Annotated in this window: 15 protein-coding genes; 7 read left to right on the top strand and 8 right to left on the bottom strand. The window is 58.5% G+C overall.

What is annotated here, in order from left to right:
* The first annotated feature begins 164 nt into the window (after nucleotides 1-164).
* The 3 genes from fabA (at nucleotide 165) to ACQR3R_RS28660 (ending at nucleotide 2,489) form a co-directional block, all read left to right on the top strand.
* On the top strand, nucleotides 165-680 hold the full coding sequence (gene fabA / locus ACQR3R_RS28670; protein ID WP_010211704.1) for a 3-hydroxyacyl-[acyl-carrier-protein] dehydratase FabA: 516 nt from the start codon (nucleotides 165-167) through the stop codon (nucleotides 678-680).
* 11 nt (nucleotides 681-691) lie between these two features.
* Nucleotides 692-1,912 (top strand): beta-ketoacyl-ACP synthase I, encoded by a 1,221-nt coding sequence (fabB, locus tag ACQR3R_RS28665; protein WP_428277770.1) that lies wholly within the window; start codon nucleotides 692-694, stop codon nucleotides 1,910-1,912.
* A 388-nt stretch (nucleotides 1,913-2,300) separates the two neighbouring features.
* Nucleotides 2,301-2,489: a hypothetical protein gene (locus tag ACQR3R_RS28660; RefSeq protein WP_428277768.1), complete on the top strand. Its 189-nt coding sequence runs from the start codon at nucleotides 2,301-2,303 to the stop codon at nucleotides 2,487-2,489.
* 70 nt (nucleotides 2,490-2,559) lie between these two features.
* On the opposite strand, the gene ACQR3R_RS28655 is transcribed toward ACQR3R_RS28660, so the two are convergent.
* The 7 genes from ACQR3R_RS28655 to ACQR3R_RS28625 form a co-directional block, all read right to left on the bottom strand.
* Nucleotides 2,560-3,102 (bottom strand): DUF2058 family protein, encoded by a 543-nt coding sequence (locus tag ACQR3R_RS28655; RefSeq protein WP_428277766.1) that lies wholly within the window; start codon nucleotides 3,100-3,102, stop codon nucleotides 2,560-2,562.
* Between the two features lie 28 nt (nucleotides 3,103-3,130).
* Nucleotides 3,131-3,964, bottom strand: coding sequence for a nucleoside triphosphate pyrophosphohydrolase (mazG, locus tag ACQR3R_RS28650; RefSeq protein WP_428277764.1), 834 nt, complete (start codon nucleotides 3,962-3,964; stop codon nucleotides 3,131-3,133).
* A 130-nt stretch (nucleotides 3,965-4,094) separates the two neighbouring features.
* Nucleotides 4,095-6,329 carry a GTP diphosphokinase gene (relA, locus tag ACQR3R_RS28645; protein WP_428277762.1) on the bottom strand — a complete coding sequence of 745 codons (2,235 nt, stop codon included), beginning with the start codon at nucleotides 6,327-6,329 and terminating at the stop codon, nucleotides 4,095-4,097.
* Nucleotides 6,330-6,462: 133 nt separating this feature from the next.
* On the bottom strand, nucleotides 6,463-7,815 hold the full coding sequence (gene rlmD / locus ACQR3R_RS28640; protein ID WP_428277760.1) for a 23S rRNA (uracil(1939)-C(5))-methyltransferase RlmD: 1,353 nt from the start codon (nucleotides 7,813-7,815) through the stop codon (nucleotides 6,463-6,465).
* A complete protein-coding gene (gene cysM / locus ACQR3R_RS28635) occupies nucleotides 7,815-8,717 on the bottom strand; it encodes a cysteine synthase CysM (RefSeq protein ID WP_428277758.1) in 903 nt (300 codons plus the stop codon). Before cysM ends, rlmD begins: the two co-directional genes overlap by 1 nt.
* 174 nt (nucleotides 8,718-8,891) lie before the next feature.
* Entirely contained in the window at nucleotides 8,892-10,310 is a 1,419-nt protein-coding gene (locus tag ACQR3R_RS28630; protein ID WP_428277756.1) for a histidine kinase sensor domain-containing protein, read from the bottom strand.
* Nucleotides 10,297-11,019 carry a response regulator gene (locus tag ACQR3R_RS28625; RefSeq protein ID WP_428277754.1) on the bottom strand — a complete coding sequence of 241 codons (723 nt, stop codon included), beginning with the start codon at nucleotides 11,017-11,019 and terminating at the stop codon, nucleotides 10,297-10,299. Before ACQR3R_RS28625 ends, ACQR3R_RS28630 begins: the two co-directional genes overlap by 14 nt.
* Nucleotides 11,020-11,233: 214 nt before the next feature.
* Here ACQR3R_RS28625 and ACQR3R_RS28620 point away from each other — a divergent pair, with 214 nt between their 5' ends.
* From ACQR3R_RS28620 to ACQR3R_RS28605, 4 genes are all read left to right on the top strand, one after another.
* On the top strand, nucleotides 11,234-13,987 hold the full coding sequence (locus ACQR3R_RS28620) for a response regulator (RefSeq protein ID WP_428277752.1): 2,754 nt from the start codon (nucleotides 11,234-11,236) through the stop codon (nucleotides 13,985-13,987).
* A gap of 21 nt (nucleotides 13,988-14,008) precedes the next feature.
* Nucleotides 14,009-15,001 (top strand): NAD(P)-dependent oxidoreductase, encoded by a 993-nt coding sequence (locus ACQR3R_RS28615; RefSeq protein ID WP_428277750.1) that lies wholly within the window; start codon nucleotides 14,009-14,011, stop codon nucleotides 14,999-15,001.
* Between the two features lie 77 nt (nucleotides 15,002-15,078).
* Entirely contained in the window at nucleotides 15,079-15,513 is a 435-nt protein-coding gene (locus ACQR3R_RS28610) for a hypothetical protein (RefSeq protein WP_428277748.1), read from the top strand.
* Nucleotides 15,513-15,917 carry an META domain-containing protein gene (locus ACQR3R_RS28605; RefSeq protein ID WP_428277746.1) on the top strand — a complete coding sequence of 135 codons (405 nt, stop codon included), beginning with the start codon at nucleotides 15,513-15,515 and terminating at the stop codon, nucleotides 15,915-15,917. Before ACQR3R_RS28610 ends, ACQR3R_RS28605 begins: the two co-directional genes overlap by 1 nt.
* A 339-nt stretch (nucleotides 15,918-16,256) precedes the next feature.
* Here the strand turns inward: ACQR3R_RS28605 and ACQR3R_RS28600 are convergent, their stop codons facing one another.
* The gene (locus ACQR3R_RS28600; protein WP_428277744.1) at nucleotides 16,257-16,724 is read right to left on the bottom strand and encodes a redoxin domain-containing protein; all 468 of its coding nucleotides are present in this window, start codon (nucleotides 16,722-16,724) and stop codon (nucleotides 16,257-16,259) included.
* Nucleotides 16,725-16,824 lie beyond the last annotated feature (100 nt).

Genomic DNA, 16,824 nt, shown 5'->3' with positions numbered 1-16,824 from the left:
TTGAATAATAATTTCAGTGCACAAGTGTACATTCATGTCCTTGGTGCTGTGACTTTCACCACAACGCAATAGTCTATGAGTAGGCTGCTGACTCGAGGCATGAATGCTTCGATCGGCCGGGAAGATTTGCCCCCCCTGCCGCATGGGATTATTGAGGAGCTCGCATGACCAAACAAAACGCCTTTACTCGGGAAGACCTGCTGCGCTGCAGTCGCGGTGAGCTATTCGGCCCAGGTAACGCGCAACTGCCCGCCCCGAACATGCTGATGGTGGATCGCATCACCCATATCAGCGAAGAAGGTGGCAAGTACGGCAAAGGTGAATTGGTCGCCGAGCTGGATATCACCCCGGACCTGTGGTTTTTCGCCTGTCACTTTGAAGGTGATCCGGTGATGCCGGGCTGCCTGGGCCTCGATGCCATGTGGCAATTGGTCGGGTTTTTCCTCGGCTGGCAAGGTCTGCCGGGCCGCGGTCGTGCACTGGGTTCGGGCGAAGTGAAATTCTTCGGACAAGTCCTACCGACTGCCAAGAAAGTTACCTATAACATTCAGATCAAACGTGTGTTGAAAGGCAAGCTGAACCTGGCCATTGCCGATGGCTCGGTCAGTGTCGACGGCCGAGAGATCTACACCGCCGAAGGCCTTCGGGTCGGCGTTTTCACCTCCACTGACAACTTCTAAGGGTTATCCGCATGCGCCGCGTCGTTATCACTGGTCTGGGCATCGTTTCGTGCCTGGGCAATGACAAAGAGACCGTCTCCGCTAACCTGCGTGCAAGTCGCCCTGGCATCCGGTTTAATCCGGAATATGCCGAAATGGGTCTGCGTAGCCAGGTTTCCGGCTCCATTGACCTTCCTCTCGAAGAGCTGATCGACCGCAAGATCTATCGCTTCGTGGGCCACGCGGCAGCTTATGCCTACCTGGCCATGAAAGACGCCATCACTGACTCCGGTCTCACCGATGAGCAGGTTTCCAACCCGCGTACCGGCCTGATCGCAGGTTCGGGTGGTGCTTCCACGCTGAACCAGATGGAAGCGCTGGACATCCTGCGCGAAAAAGGCGTGAAGCGCGTTGGCCCATACCGTGTAACGCGGACCATGAGCAGCACCGTTTCCGCTTGCCTGGCCACACCGTTCAAGATCAAAGGCCTGAACTACTCCATCGCATCGGCCTGCGCCACCAGTGCTCACTGCATCGGTACCGCCATGGAACAGATCCAGATGGGCAAGCAGGACATCGTGTTTGCCGGCGGCGGTGAAGAAGAGCATTGGAGCCAATCGTTCCTGTTCGACGCCATGGGCGCGCTGTCCAGCCAGTACAACGAAACCCCGGAAAAAGCTTCCCGTGCCTACGACGCCAAGCGTGACGGTTTTGTCATCGCTGGTGGTGGCGGCATGGTGGTGGTCGAAGAGCTGGAACACGCTCTGGCTCGCGGCGCGAAAATCTATGCCGAAATCGTTGGCTACGGCGCGACCTCCGATGGTTACGACATGGTCGCACCAAGCGGCGAAGGCGCCATCCGCTGCATGCAAATGGCTATGTCCACCGTTGATACGCCAATCGACTACCTGAACACCCACGGCACCTCGACTCCGGTCGGCGACGTCGCGGAAATGAAAGGTGTGCGTGAAGTGTTTGGTACCAACGCTCCGGCCATCAGCTCCACCAAGAGCCTGTCGGGTCACTCCTTGGGCGCTGCCGGCGTTCACGAAGCGATCTACTGCATGCTGATGATGGAAGGCAACTTCATGGCGGGTTCCGCCAACATCGACGAACTGGACCCGGAAGTGGCAGACATGCCGATCCTGACCAAGACTCGCGAAGATGCCACCATCAACACGGTGATGAGCAACAGCTTCGGTTTCGGCGGCACTAACGCCACGCTGGTACTCAAGCGCTGGTCGGGCAAGTAACACCCCCGCCGCTTCGCTGCACAAAAAAACGCCCCGACTGGTTCGGGGCGTTTTTTGTGCCTTAAAAATAAAACCCGGGGGTGAGCCTGTTCGCGATAACGGACTGTGAGCCAGCACACATGTTGAAGGCCAATACGCCATCGCGAGCAGTCTCGCTCTCACGGGATTTGGCGAAAACCCAGTTTATTTGTTCAACACGAACATGAAACTTTTGTCATCAAACTCAAGGCCCTGCGACCAAATGTCGCGTATTTGGCGGGCTGCAGGATTTTTACCGAATTCGCAAATATTCGTTACCGAACTTACCTGTTTACTTAGCAAGCTATCAAAATATATAAAAGAGTCCTGCACATGCCTTGGTGCAGGTAACTGAGATTGGAGCTAGCAGATGACTGTAAAAGTAACTGAACGCGACGATTCACATATGTCCCATGAAGGCGTAGCTGCCGGTATCCGGATTTGGGATGTGCATCAACAAGACATGCTGGTCGGCATGTTCCACTCCGAGACTGATGCACACAACTACAAGTCTGAACTTGAAGTACTGGAGCAAAAGCGCGAAGCGCAGTCCGCCTGAGCAATTACAGCATTGAAAACGACAAACCCCGCCATGAGCGGGGTTTGTCGTATTGGCTGCCGCTAACGGCTTACCACATCAGATCGTCAGGGATCTGATAGGCCGCGTACGGATCGTCTTCAGCGTTCACTTCTTCGGTTTGCACATTCATCTGCACGATCCGATTCGGGTCGCGCTCCTGAATCTTCAGGGCCGCTTCACGCGGGATGACCTCGTAACCCCCGCCATGATGAACAATCGCCAGCGAGCCGCTACTGAGCTTGTTGCGCATCAGCGTGTTGACCGAGATACGCTTGACCTTCTTGTCGTCAACGAAGTTGTAGTAATCCTCGGTGGTCAGCTTTGGCAAACGCGAGACTTCGATCAATTGCTTGATCTGCGCGGCACGGGCCTTCGCTTCAGCCTTCTCCTGCTGCTGACGGTTCAGCTCCTGGTCTCGCTTGACCTTCTCGGCCAACGCCTCCTGCGCGAGGCGCTGCTGCGTGTCGTCCTGTTCGATCTGGCCTTTATGGACCAGACGTTGCTGTTTCTGCTTCTCTTTGCCGACCTGTTTGGCCTGCTTTTGGTTGACCAGCCCTGCTTTGAGCAACTGGTCGCGAAGGGAAATGCTCATGGCGCTTATTTCTCACTTAGGCAACTGCTCAACCGCAGTTGGGCAAATTCTTTTCCTGACGTTTGGCCTCGCCCCACAGGACGTCCAACTCTTCGAGGGTGCAATCTTCTATGGGACGATGGGTGTCGCGCAATGCCTGTTCGATAAAACGGAAGCGTCTTTCGAATTTGCTGTTGGCACCGCGCAAGGCGGTTTCCGGATCGACCTTCAGATGCCGCGCCAGATTGACCACGGAAAACAGCAAGTCGCCGACTTCATCGGCAATCGCCGCCGGGTCGTTGTCCGCCATCGCTTCGAGTACTTCATCCAGTTCTTCGCGAACCTTGTCCAGCACCGGCAAAGCATCTGGCCAATCGAAACCGACCTGCCCTGCGCGCTTCTGCAACTTGGCAGACCGCGACAATGCCGGCAGCACAGCAGGCACATCGTCGAGCAACGACAGTTGCTCGGGCACGGAAGATTTCTCGGCGCGTTCCTCAGCCTTGATTTCTTCCCAACGCTGTTTGACCTGCTCTTCACTCATACGCGGAACATCCAGTGGCGCGTACAAATCGCCAGTCGGAAACACGTGCGGATGGCGACGGATCAGCTTGCGCGTAATGCTGTCGACAACGCCTGCAAATTCAAAACGCCCTTCTTCGCGCGCCAACTGACTGTAATAAACCACCTGGAACAGCAAGTCGCCCAGCTCACCCTGCAAGTGATCGAAGTCGCCGCGCTCGATGGCGTCGGCAACTTCGTAGGCTTCCTCAAGCGTGTGCGGAACAATGGTGGCATAGGTTTGCTTGATGTCCCACGGGCAACCGAATTGCGGGTCGCGCAGCCGGTTCATCAGGTGTAATAAGTCTTCGAGTGAATACATCAATCAATCTCTACACAAAACCAATGTGGGAGCGGGCTTGCTCGCGAAGAGGGAGTGTCAGTCAACATTAATGCTGGCTGACCCACCGCTTTCGCGAGCAAGCCCGCTCCCACAAGGGATCGGGGGATCATCACGGCGTCCGGTTACGACGGGTTTCGATGATGTTCGGCAACTGGGAAATACGTCCCAGTAATCGACCCAATGCATCCAGCCCCGGAATCTCGATCGTCAGCGACATCAGCGCGGTGTTGTCCTCTTTGTTCGAGCGGGTGTTGACCGCCAGCACGTTGATGCGCTCATTGAGCAGCACTTGCGAAACGTCACGCAGCAAGCCCGAACGGTCGTAGGCCCGGATGATGATGTCCACCGGATAAGTCAGCACGGGCACCGGGCCCCAACTGACCTGGATGATGCGTTCCGGCTCGCGTCCGCCCAGTTGCAGCACCGAGGCGCAGTCCTGGCGGTGAATACTCACACCCCGGCCCTGGGTGATGTAACCGACAATCGCATCACCTGGCAACGGCTGGCAGCAGCCCGCCATCTGCGTCATCAAGTTGCCGACGCCCTGAATCTGAATGTCGCCACGCTTGCCCGGTTTGTAGCCGGTAGCCTTGCGCGGGATCAGCTCGAGCTGTTCGTTGCCGCGCTCCGGCTCGACCAGTTGCTGCGCCAGATTGACCAGTTGCGCCAGTCGCAAGTCGCCGGCACCTAATGAGGCGTACATGTCCTCGGCGGTCTTCATGTTGGCCTTTTCGGCCAACTTGTCGAAGTCTACCGCTGGCAAACCAAGGCGAGTGAGTTCGCGCTCGAGCAAGGTTTTACCGGCCGCAACGTTCTGATCGCGCGCCTGCAATTTGAACCAGTGAACAATCTTCGCCCGAGCTCGCGAGGTGGTGACGTAACCCAGGTTGGAGTTCAGCCAATCACGGCTCGGAGTGCCGTGCTTGCTGGTGATGATCTCGACTTGCTCACCGGTTTGCAGGCTGTAGTTGAGCGGCACGATGCGCCCGTTGATTTTTGCGCCACGGCAGTTGTGACCGATTTCGGTGTGAACGCGGTAGGCAAAATCCAGCGGTGTCGAACCCTTCGGCAAATCGATCGCGTGACCGTCAGGGGTGAAGATATACACCCGGTCGGGCTCGATATCGACGCGCAGCTGTTCCGCCAGACCGCCAATATCGCCCAGCTCTTCATGCCATTCGAGTACCTGGCGCAGCCACGAGATTTTCTCTTCGTAGTGGTTGGAGCCCGATTTTACGTCGGTGCCTTTGTAACGCCAGTGCGCGCAAACGCCCAGCTCGGCCTCTTCGTGCATCGAATGCGTACGGATCTGAACTTCCAGCACCTTGCCTTCAGGGCCAATCACGGCAGTGTGCAGCGAGCGGTAGCCGTTTTCCTTGGGGTTGGCGATGTAGTCGTCGAACTCTTTCGGAATGTGTCGCCAGAGGGTGTGGACGATACCCAGCGCGGTGTAGCAATCGCGCATTTCCGGCACCAGCACCCGCACGGCGCGCACGTCGTAGATCTGGCTGAACTCCAGACCCTTGCGCTGCATTTTGCGCCAGATCGAATAGATGTGTTTGGCACGCCCACTGATGTCTGCATCGACACCGGTGGCCTGCAATTCATTTTTCAACTGGCCCATCACGTCGGCGATGAAACGCTCGCGATCCAGCCGCCGCTCATGGAGCAACTTGGCAATCTGCTTGTATTGATCGGGCTCCAGGTAACGGAAGGACAAGTCCTCCAGCTCCCACTTGATATGACCGATGCCGAGACGGTGAGCAAGCGGCGCATAAATGTCGAAGACTTCACGCGCAACACGATTGCGCTTCTCGTCGTCGGCGGTTTTCACCGCCCGGATTGCGCACGTGCGTTCGGCCAGTTTGATCAACGCGACACGCACGTCGTCGACCATCGCCACCAGCATCTTGCGCAGGTTCTCGACCTGGCCTTGCGTGCCCAGCACCGCTGATTGACGAGGGCTGAGACTGGCGCTGATGGCCGCCATTCGCAACACGCCATCGATGAGTTTGGCCACGACCGGACCAAAGCGCTGACTGACCGCGGGCAACTGGATCTGGCCCTCGCGCACGCCGCGGTACAAGACCGCAGCGACCAGTGAATCCTGGTCGAGCTTGAGGTCGGCGAGGATCTCGGCGATTTCAAGACCGGTGCGGAAACTCGAGGTCCCTTCAGACCACAGGTTCTTTGCCGCATTGGCTTGTTGCTCTGCCTGTCGAGCGAACTCGCAGGCTTCCTTCAAGGCTTCGCGATCCAGTGCCAGATCGACACTGACCGCGTGATCGAGCCAAGCCTCGAGATTGATACTGCCGTCGGTGTTGATCGGCTGGTGTGCTCTCACCTGTACCATCTTGCTTACCTTCCCTACGACGCAGATTCAATGCGTCAAAATCGCTGACCTTCGTTGCCCGTGCGCCCACGCCAAGGCTGGTGCGTGGCTGCACGGGCGGGACAGTCGGACCAGACGAGCCATCCTAGCTCGCTTCAAATAACGCCATGGCCTCGACATGTGCCGTCTGAGGAAACATATCGAGAATCCCGGCACGTTTTAACCGGTAGCCCTGCTTGATCAATTCGACCGTATCGCGCGCCAGAGTTGCAGGGTTGCACGACACATACACCAACCGTTCAGCGCCTAACGACTTGAGTGTGCGCACCACCTCGAAAGCACCGTCACGTGGTGGGTCCAAGAGTACCGCACAAAAGCCTTCGGCGGCCCATTCGACATCAGTCGAAAGCTGGGATAAATCGGCCTGAAAAAACTGTGCGTTATGCAGATTATTGCTAGCAGCGTTGGCGGCTGCCCGCTCAACCATCGCTTGCACACCCTCTACCGCCACCACTTCACGCGCGACCTTGGCCAGCGGCAAGGCGAAATTACCCAACCCGCAGAACAGGTCCAGAACCCGTTCATTAGCGTGGGGCTTCAGCCAGTCCAGCGCCTGGGCGACCATGGCTTCGTTGACTGCCGCGTTGACCTGAATGAAATCTCCCGGCCGATACGCCAAGGTCAAATCCCACTGTTCAAGCCGATAACCCAATGCTTGATCCGCCTCGACCGGATGCGGCTCGCCATCGCCGTGCAGCCACAACTGAGCGTCGTGGAATGCGCAAAAATCCTTGAGGATGACCCTGTCAGCGTCGGACAGCGGCGCCATGTGCCGTAGCAAAACGGCCAACGATGTACCGCTGAACAATTCCACATGCCCCAACGCCTGAGGTTTGCTCAACCGCCGCAACATTTCCGGCAGGCGCGTCATGATCGGTTGCAAGGGCTGTACCAGCACCGGGCATTCGTTGATTGCAACGATGTCCTGACTGCCCGCAGCGCGAAAGCCGACCTCAAGCTTTTTGGTCTTCATGTCCCACCGCACGGCCACTCTGGCGCGACGACGGTAGCCGAACTCCGGACCACTCAAGGGTGCGGCCCACTCCTGGGGTTCGACCCCTGCGACTTTGGACAATTGCTCGGCGAGCATGCGCTGTTTCAGGGCAAGCTGTTCGTTGTGAGGTAGATGTTGCACGCTGCAGCCACCGCAGCGGCCAGCATGCGGGCACGGTGCCGGGCGCCGTAATTCGCTGGCTTGAAATACACGCTCGGTGCGTGCTTCGACCACTTTGCCGTGCGCGCCCAACACCCGCGCTTCAACTTCTTCACCCGCCAATGCGCCGATGACGAACCAGGTGCGACCTCCAAAAAACGCGATACCCCGACCGTCATTAGCCAGGCGCTCTATATGCAAGCGCTGCTTTTTGCCGGTCGGAATTTGCGGGGCCTTGCTGCCGCCAGTCGGCTGGAAGCGCAGGCCTCTCTCTTGCTTGGCCATCAGTTGGGCGCGTCGAAGATGCCGGTCGACAAGTAACGGTCGCCACGGTCGCAGATGATCGCAACGATCACCGCGTTTTCAACTTCCCGGGACAAACGCAGCATCGCGGCCACGGCACCGCCCGAGGAAACGCCACAGAAAATGCCTTCTTCACGGGCCAGACGTCGGGTCACGTCTTCAGCTTCGACCTGTGCCATGTCGACGATACGGTCCACGCGGTCAGCCTGATAAATCTTCGGCAGGTATTCTTGCGGCCAGCGACGAATACCCGGAATGGCCGAGCCTTCCATCGGTTGCAGGCCAATGATCTGCACGCTGTCGCTTTGCTCTTTCAGGTAGCGAGAAACGCCCATGATGGTGCCGGTGGTGCCCATCGAGCTGACGAAGTGCGTGATGGTACCTTCGGTTTGACGCCAGATTTCCGGTCCCGTAGAGGTGTAGTGCGCTTCAGGATTGTCGCCATTGGCGAACTGATCCAGCACCTTGCCACGGCCTTCGGCTTCCATCCGCTGGGCGAGATCACGCGCGCCCTCCATGCCTTCTTCCTGGGTGACCAGGATCAGCTCGGCGCCATAGGCCGTCATGGCCGCTTTGCGTTCTGCACTGGAGTTGTCCGGCATGATCAGGATCATCTTGTAACCCTTGATTGCCGCGGCCATGGCCAACGCAATGCCGGTATTACCCGAAGTCGCCTCGATCAGCGTATCGCCTGCGTGAATCTGCCCGCGCAACTCGGCACGGGTAATCATCGACAGCGCCGGACGGTCCTTGACCGAACCCGCCGGGTTGTTCCCTTCAAGCTTGAGCAAAAGGGTGTTGCTGGTAACGCCAGGCAGGCGCTGCAAACGGACCAGCGGAGTGTTGCCGACGCAATCGGCGATGGTTGGGTACTGCAATGTCATGGCGTATTCGCAATCCAGACTGCGGGGGCGCCCATCATACCGGCAAACCGATCCAGGCCATATCACGCAAAGTGTTGTACTTATTGCTTATAGGAATAAGCGTCGCGGAATAAATCCAGCGCCGCAGGGTGAGTCTCCCGCAGTACCGCGCAAACACATACTGGCTGGGTTTCATCACCCCATGACTGGCACGGCCACCGTGGGAGTGGGCTTGCCCGCGAGGACGTTATCGCTGAGACCGCGCCCCTCAGCCACCAGGCGCAGGTTCATTCGCAATCCGGCGCCGGTGTTTTCCGCCCAGATCGTCCCACCCTGACGCTGCACCGCATTGCTCGCGATGCTCAACCCGAGCCCGAACCCGCCATTGCCCGGGCGCGAGCCGTCGAGACGAATGAACGGTGAGAAGATTCGCTGCAGATCGGCCTCGGCTACACCGCCGCCCTGATCCTCCAGCCACAGGTGCCAAAATTCGCCATCACGCCTGCCGCCCAGGCTGACCACGCCGCCCGCAGGTGAGTGACGAATGGCATTGCGCAGGATGTTTTCCAGCGCCTGAGCGAGTGTGTTTAGGTTGCCCCGCACCCAGCAGGTGGCAGCGACCGCGCAATGCAACTGGCTCGCTGGCCAGCCACTTTCATAGCAGGCGTTTTCGGTGAGCATTTCCCACAGCGCCTGAATCTGAATGGCCTCATCAGGCAACGGTGAACGCTCGGTGTCGAGCCAGGCCAGTTGCAGCGAGTCTTCAACCAGCCGCTGCATGCCATCGACTTCGCGGCCAATGCGCTCGCGCAACTCAGCCAGGTTTTGCTCGCTTTCACTGGCCACCCGCAGGCGACTCAACGGGGTACGCATTTCATGAGACAGGTCACGCAGCAATTGTTGCTGCAGAGCCACCGTGGTTTGCAGGCGTTCGGACATGTGATCGAAGGCGCGACCCAACTCGCCCAGCTCATCCTGACGATTGGTGGTGTGGCTGGACAGGCGCACGCTCAGCTGATCAGCTCGCCAGGCGTTGGCCTGTTCGCGCAGGTTATTGAGCGGCACAACCAGCAATCGGTACAACCCGACGCATAACAGCAAGGTAAACAGGCCCGGAATCACGCCGTTGGTAATCACGCGCCAGAACACTTGGTAGTGTCCGGGCATAAACCGCTGGGGCAATTCGATGACCAGGCTGCCCGCCGCCGGATCACCGGGAAACGGGACACGCAGCCACGGCAGTGCTTTTCTATGAATGGGCCATTCCAGTCCGCGCAAGAAAGTCAGGCGCTCGATTTCCTTGGCGGTGAGCGGTTTGCTGCTCAAGGACTGCAAATCACCGCCGATCACGCCCACCCAGGTGGATTCGCGACGCTGCATTTTCTGCAGCCAGGCATCGACGCCTGCACGCTGGCCACCCTGCCACGCCTGCTCGGCCTCGGCGGCATAACGTGCAAGAGTGCCTCGGGCGTCATCCGACAGGAATTGGTTTTTTTCCTCCATGTACCGGCCCCAAGACCAGCTCAGCCAGATCATCAGCAGGCAGAACGCAACCAGCAGGCAGGCCAGTTTCCAGAACAGCGAATGCTTGCCCGGCAGATCAGACCATTTCATCGGCAGCACTCAACACATAACCCTTGCCCCACACGGTGCGGACTTCGCGCTCGGTATAACCGATGGCTTTGAGCTTGCGACGAATCTGGCTGATGTGCATATCAAGGCTGCGGTCATGGGCGGCATAACCGCGTTGCAACACCTGCTGATAAAGGAAGGCTTTGCTCAATACTTCATCGCCGTTGCGACTGAGCGTCTCCAGTAACCGATACTCGCTGCGAGTGAACCCGGCGGCCTGATCGCGGTAAAGGACATCACACAGCTCATCGTCAAAATGCAAGTTGTCCACCAGCGTGGTAATCGTCGCGGGTGCTGGCCGACGGTCCAGCGCCACTCGCCGCAAGATCGCTTCAATACGTACCCGCAACTCAGCCATGCTGAAGGGTTTGGGCAGGTAATCATCGGCACCGGAGCGAAAACCGCTGATGCGATCAGACTCGGCACCGAGCGCCGACATCAGCACCACCGGGGTGGAATGGCTCTGACGCAACTGGGTCAGCACATTCAACCCGTTCATCCCCGGCAGCAGAATATCCATCAGCACCACATCAAAGGCTTGTTCGCGTGCAATGGACAGGCCTTCCTGGCCGTTCTGGCACCAGGTGACCTGAAAGCCACAGCGCTGCAAATGCTCGTGCACATAGGCACCGAGCACCAGGTCGTCTTCGATGGACAGGATTCGCGGATGGCTAACAGGGACGGGATTCATCAGTATCTGCAAATAATTCTCAGTTGCCTGATTATTCAAGATTGCTCCGTCGTCGGCAACCCATGTTTGCCCACGACGCAAAACCATGGGCCAACGCTACGAATCACGACATCAATTTACGAAGATTGCCCGCAAGCAAATGGCTACACTGCGCAGGTGGCGTGTGCTGGACGTACGCGCAGCTTCTTTTAATAGCGGGATGCAGGAGAGATGCGTGCTCAAGAAACTGGGAATTAAAGGCCGCGTGCTGTTGCTGACCCTGTTGCCGACCAGCCTCATGGCGTTGGTATTGGGCGGATATTTCATCTGGATTCAGCAGTCCGACCTGCAAACCCAATTGATGCAGCGTGGCGAAATGATCGCCGAACAGCTCGCACCGTTGGTGGCCCCTGCCATGGCTCACCAAAACAACGACCTGCTGGAACGCATCGCCACCGAGTCGCTGGAACAACAAGACGTTCGCGCGGTGACGTTCCTCGCCCCCGACCGCACACCGCTGGCCCATGCCGGCCCGACCATGGTTAACCCTGCGCCACTGGGCAACGGCTCGCAAATGCTGCGCCGCAGTGGCAATGACGCGACGCGCTACCTGCTGCCGGTGTTTGGCAAACATCGCAATCTGGCAGGCGATGTGATTCCCGAAGAGGCCGATCGCCTGCTGGGCTGGGTCGAACTCGAACTGTCGCACAACAGCATGCTGTTGCGCGGTTATCGCAGTCTATTCGCCAGTTTGCTGCTGATTGGCGGTGGCCTGATCGGTGCGGCGCTGCTGGCGTTACGCATGGGCCGCACGATCAACCGGCCGCTCAGCCAGATAAAACAAGCCGTCGCGCAGCTCAAGGACGGGCACCTGGAAACCCGTTTGCCACCGCTTGGCAGTCAAGAGCTGGACGAGTTGGCGTCTGGCATCAACCGTATGGCCGGCACCCTGCAGAACGCGCGCGAAGAATTGCAGCACAGCATCGACCAAGCCACCGAAGACGTCCGCCAGAATCTGGAAACCATCGAGATCCAGAACATCGAACTGGACCTGGCGCGCAAGGAAGCCCTTGAGGCGAGCCGAATCAAATCCGAGTTTCTGGCCAACATGAGCCACGAAATCCGCACCCCGCTGAACGGGATTCTCGGCTTCACCCATTTGCTGCAAAAAAGCGAGCTGACCCCACGCCAACTGGACTATCTGGGCACCATCGAAAAGTCCGCCGACAGCTTGCTGGGCATCATCAACGAAATTCTCGACTTCTCGAAAATCGAGGCCGGCAAACTGGTGCTCGACCACATCCCTTTCAATCTGCGCGACCTGCTGCAAGACACACTGACTATTCTCGCTCCGGCTGCACACGCCAAGCAGCTGGAACTGGTGAGCCTGGTGTACCGTGACACGCCGCTGTCACTGGTGGGCGACCCACTGCGCCTGAAGCAGATTTTGACCAACCTGGTCAGTAACGCGATCAAGTTCACCCGCGAAGGCACCATCGTCGCCCGGGCGATGCTTGAAGAAGAGCACGAAGACAGCGTGCAACTGCGCATCAGCATTCAGGACACCGGCATTGGCCTCTCAAGCCAAGACGTTCGTGCACTGTTCCAGGCTTTCAGCCAGGCTGATAATTCACTGTCCCGGCAACCTGGGGGCACCGGTCTGGGGTTGGTGATTTCCAAGCGCTTGATCGAGCAGATGGGCGGTGAGATTGGTGTCGACAGTACGCCAGGTGAAGGGTCTGAATTCTGGATCAGCCTGAGCCTGCCCAAAACCCGTGACGATGCCGAAGACTTGCCCGGGCCACCGCTGCTGGGGCGTCGCGTGGCGGTGCTCGAAAACCACGAACTGGCGCGACAAGCCTTGCAGCATCAACTGGAAGACTGCGGCCTGGAAGTGACGCCGTTCAACACGCTGGAAAGCTTGGCCAACGGCGTGACAGGCGCGCATCAAACAGACCAGGCAATCGACCTGGCGGTGCTCGGCATCACCAGCAACGACATGCCGCCAGAACGTCTGAACCAGCACATCTGGGACCTCGAACACCTGGGCTGCAAGGTATTGGTGTTGTGTCCGACCACTGAGCAGACAATGTTCCACCTGTCTGTCCCCAACCCGCACAGCCAGCTTCAGGCCAAACCTGCCTGCACCCGCAAACTGCGGCGGGCATTGTCGGACCTGGTCAACCCGCGTCAATTGCGCAGCGAACCCGGCGAGCCGGTATCCAGCCGAGCACCAAAAGTGCTTTGCGTCGACGACAACCCGGCCAATCTGTTGCTGGTACAAACCCTGCTCGAAGACATGGGTGCCAAAGTGCTCGCGGTTGAAAGCGGTTATGCGGCGATCAATGCGGTGCAGAACGAAACGTTCGACCTGGTGCTGATGGACGTGCAGATGCCCGGCATGGATGGACGCCAAAGCACCGAAGCGATTCGCCAGTGGGAAAGTGAGCGGCACTGCACTCCCCTGCCGATTGTCGCGCTCACCGCGCATGCCATGGCCAATGAAAAACGCGCATTGCTGCAAAGCGGCATGGACGATTACCTGACCAAACCGATCAGCGAACGGCAACTGGCGCAGGTGGTGCTGAAATGGAGCGGGCTGGCGCTGCGCAATCAAGGGCCAGAACGAAACGGCGACAACCTCGGTAACGCGCCTGAACTGCAAGTGCTCGATCACGAAGAAGGTTTACGCCTGGCCGCTGGTAAAGCGGATTTGGCGGCGGATATGTTGGCCATGTTACTCGCCTCGCTTGAGGCCGACCGCGAAGCGATCCGTTTTGCCCGCGACGCCAACGACCAGAACGCCTTGATCGAACGTGTCCATCGCCTGCACGGCGCGACCCGCTATTGCGGAGTGCCGCAATTACGCTCTGCGTGTCAGCGCAGTGAAACCCTGCTCAAGCAACAAGACCCCAAAGCCTACAGTGCGCTTGAAGAGCTGGACCGGGCGATCAATCGCCTGGCGGCCCAGGCCCGTATAAACGCTTGATGCTTTTTCCAGGAGGAACGCATGCGCACCATTCTTTTCAGCAGCCAGACCTACGACCGCGACAGCTTTCTGAACGTTGAGCTACCCGACGGCATCGAGCTGCACTTTCAATCGGCCCGCTTGAGCCTGGACACGGTGGCGCTGGCGGAACATCACGAGGTGGTTTGCGCCTTCATTAATGACGACCTCAGTGCTGCCGTGCTGGAACGCCTGGCCGCCGGTGGCACACGCCTGATAGCCCTGCGCTCGGCCGGTTACAACCATGTCGATCTGACAACGGCAAAACGCCTTGGGCTGACGGTCGTGAGGGTCCCGGCCTATTCGCCGCATGCAGTGGCCGAACACGCGGTAGCGCTGATCCTGGCGCTCAATCGCCGTCTGCACCGCGCCTATAACCGTACGCGCGAAGGCGACTTCAGCTTGCACGGGCTGACCGGATTCGACCTGGTGGGCAAAACTGTCGGCGTGGTCGGCACGGGGCAGATCGGCGCAACTTTCGCAAAAATCATGAATGGCTTCGGTTGCAAATTGCTGGCGTATGACCCTTACCCCAATCCGCTCGTCGAAGCGCTCGGCGCTCGCTATGTCAGCCTGGAACAGCTGCTGGCCGAATCACAGATCATCAGCCTGCATTGCCCGCTCAATGAGCAAAGCAAACATTTGATCAACGGTGAATCACTGACCCACTTGCAGCACGGCGCGATGCTGATCAACACCGGACGTGGCGGCCTGGTGGACACACCGGCGCTGATCGAAGGGTTAAAGAACGGTCAACTGGGCTATCTGGGGCTGGATGTGTATGAAGAAGAGGCTCAGCTGTTCTTCGAAGACCGATCCGACTTGCCGCTGCAGGACGATGTACTGGCGCGACTGCTGACATTTCCCAACGTGATCATCACGGCGCATCAGGCGTTCCTGACCCATGAAGCGCTGGGTGCAATTGCCGCGGACACGCTGCACAACATTGCAGCCTGGGCGGCTGGCAAGCCGCAGAACCTGGTGGATGCGCACTGAACCGGATCGAAGGTCACAGGCACCCTCCATGCTGTGTTGATGTCCGTGCTAGCATGCCGCGCATATTTGGAGGACCCATGGTCGAGCACGATTTTCGTTATAACCTGATGAACCCGCAACACACCCTCACCGAATGCCGCGCCCTGGTGCCAGGCCGTTATCAGGTCACCGGCAACGGCGGCTCGATTCGCAATAACGACGTGCTGGTGGTGACGCTTAAAGGCAGCAAGGACTTGTCCATGCGCCTGAGCGTCGAAACCGTTCGCCACCTGATCAACCCGCCAGGCCAATGGGTCGCGGTGGCCAGTGGTCCGGTGTTCGGCGAATTGGCAATCCACACCTGGAAAGTCAATTGCGACACCTGCGCCAAAGAGCTGAGCTTCGAATTTGCGGTCGACGCCAAACTCGGCAACAAGGCCCAAAAACCTGCCGCTAGCGCGCGAATTGCAGAATTGGGCTGGACGACCGTTGGCGAGAAACACGTGTGCCCTAAATGCCAGGAGCCTGCGTGATGAAACGCCTTGCCCTGAGCGCGCTGCTTGGCGCCAGCCTGCTGGGATGCGCCGCAGAGCCTGTGCAACTGCAACAGAACCGCAGCTACATTCTGGAATGGATTGGCGAGCGTCCGCTGATGGACTACAGCCACTTGACCATTACCCTCGGTGACGACGGTCGGGCTTATGGCAACGGCGGCTGCAACCATTGGTTCGCGCCGTACACGCTGGAAGGTCACACGCTGAGTTTCGGCAAAATAGGCAGCACCCGCAAACTGTGCGCCCCGGCCGTCATGGAGCAGGAACAACGCTTCTTGCAGGCACTCGAAAACGTTCAGCGCTGGGATATTTCGCCGATCGAGCAAACACGCTTCTGGCCAGCCGAAGGCAAGCCACTGCGCCTGTGGCTTGAAGAGGGTTGATCCCCCGCCAAAAGCTTGTGTAGTGAGCGGATTTATCCCCGCTGGACTGCGCTGCAGGCCCTATTTTTGGAGTCGCTTCGCAACTCGACGGGGATAAATCCCCTCGCCACAGAAAGCATCAATCAATGATCAGTTTTTCGCCTGCAGCGCTTCGAGCTTCGCGATAACGCCTGCCGCCGTCTGCTCGCCCATCAACTGCTCGGGGATTTATCCCCCGCCACAAGCTCGTGTGGTGAGAGGATTTATCCCCGCTGGACTGCGCAGCAGGCCCTATTTTTGGAGTCACTTCGCAACTCAACGGGGATAAATCCCCTCGCCACAGACAGCATCAATCAATGATCAGTTTTTCGCCTGCAGCGCTTCGAGCTTCGCGATCACGCCCGCCGCCGTCTGCTCGCCCATCAACTGCTCACGGACCTTGCCTTTGTTGTCGATGATGTACGTCACCGGCAACGCCTCGCTACGCGGAATGTCGTAAAGTTCGGCGGGATCTTGCGCCAGCACGGTGAACTTGATTCCCAGTTTTTCACTGGCAGCTTTTAGCTCTTCACCCTGCACATTGTCGAAATTAACCCCGAACACGCCGATTTTCTTATCCTTGAGCTGATCGGCCAACGCGTTCAACTGCGGAATTTCGGTTCTGCACGGCCCGCACCATTCAGCCCAGTAATTGAGCACCAGCCATTGCTTGTCCAAGCGTTCGGCGGCGACTTTGTGTCCATTCTGGTCGGTACCATAGTCGTTGCCGCAGCCCCCGAGCATTAACGCGCCGATGATCGCCAATGCTGCTGCCAATCGCCTTTTCATGTCGTGTTCCTTGGTCGAATTTGAATGCGCCTGCGACCCATCGCCTCCCACGGTTCTGGATTACGCGCTGCACGGTTAGAATAGCTGTCACCTTACGCAA

This window comes from Gordonia sp. IEGM753 (assembly GCF_050321825.1).
Taxonomy (GTDB): Bacteria; Pseudomonadota; Gammaproteobacteria; order Pseudomonadales; family Pseudomonadaceae; genus Aquipseudomonas.
The sequence above is the reverse complement of the archived record's forward strand: the minus strand, read 5'-3'. Positions and strand labels throughout refer to the sequence as shown.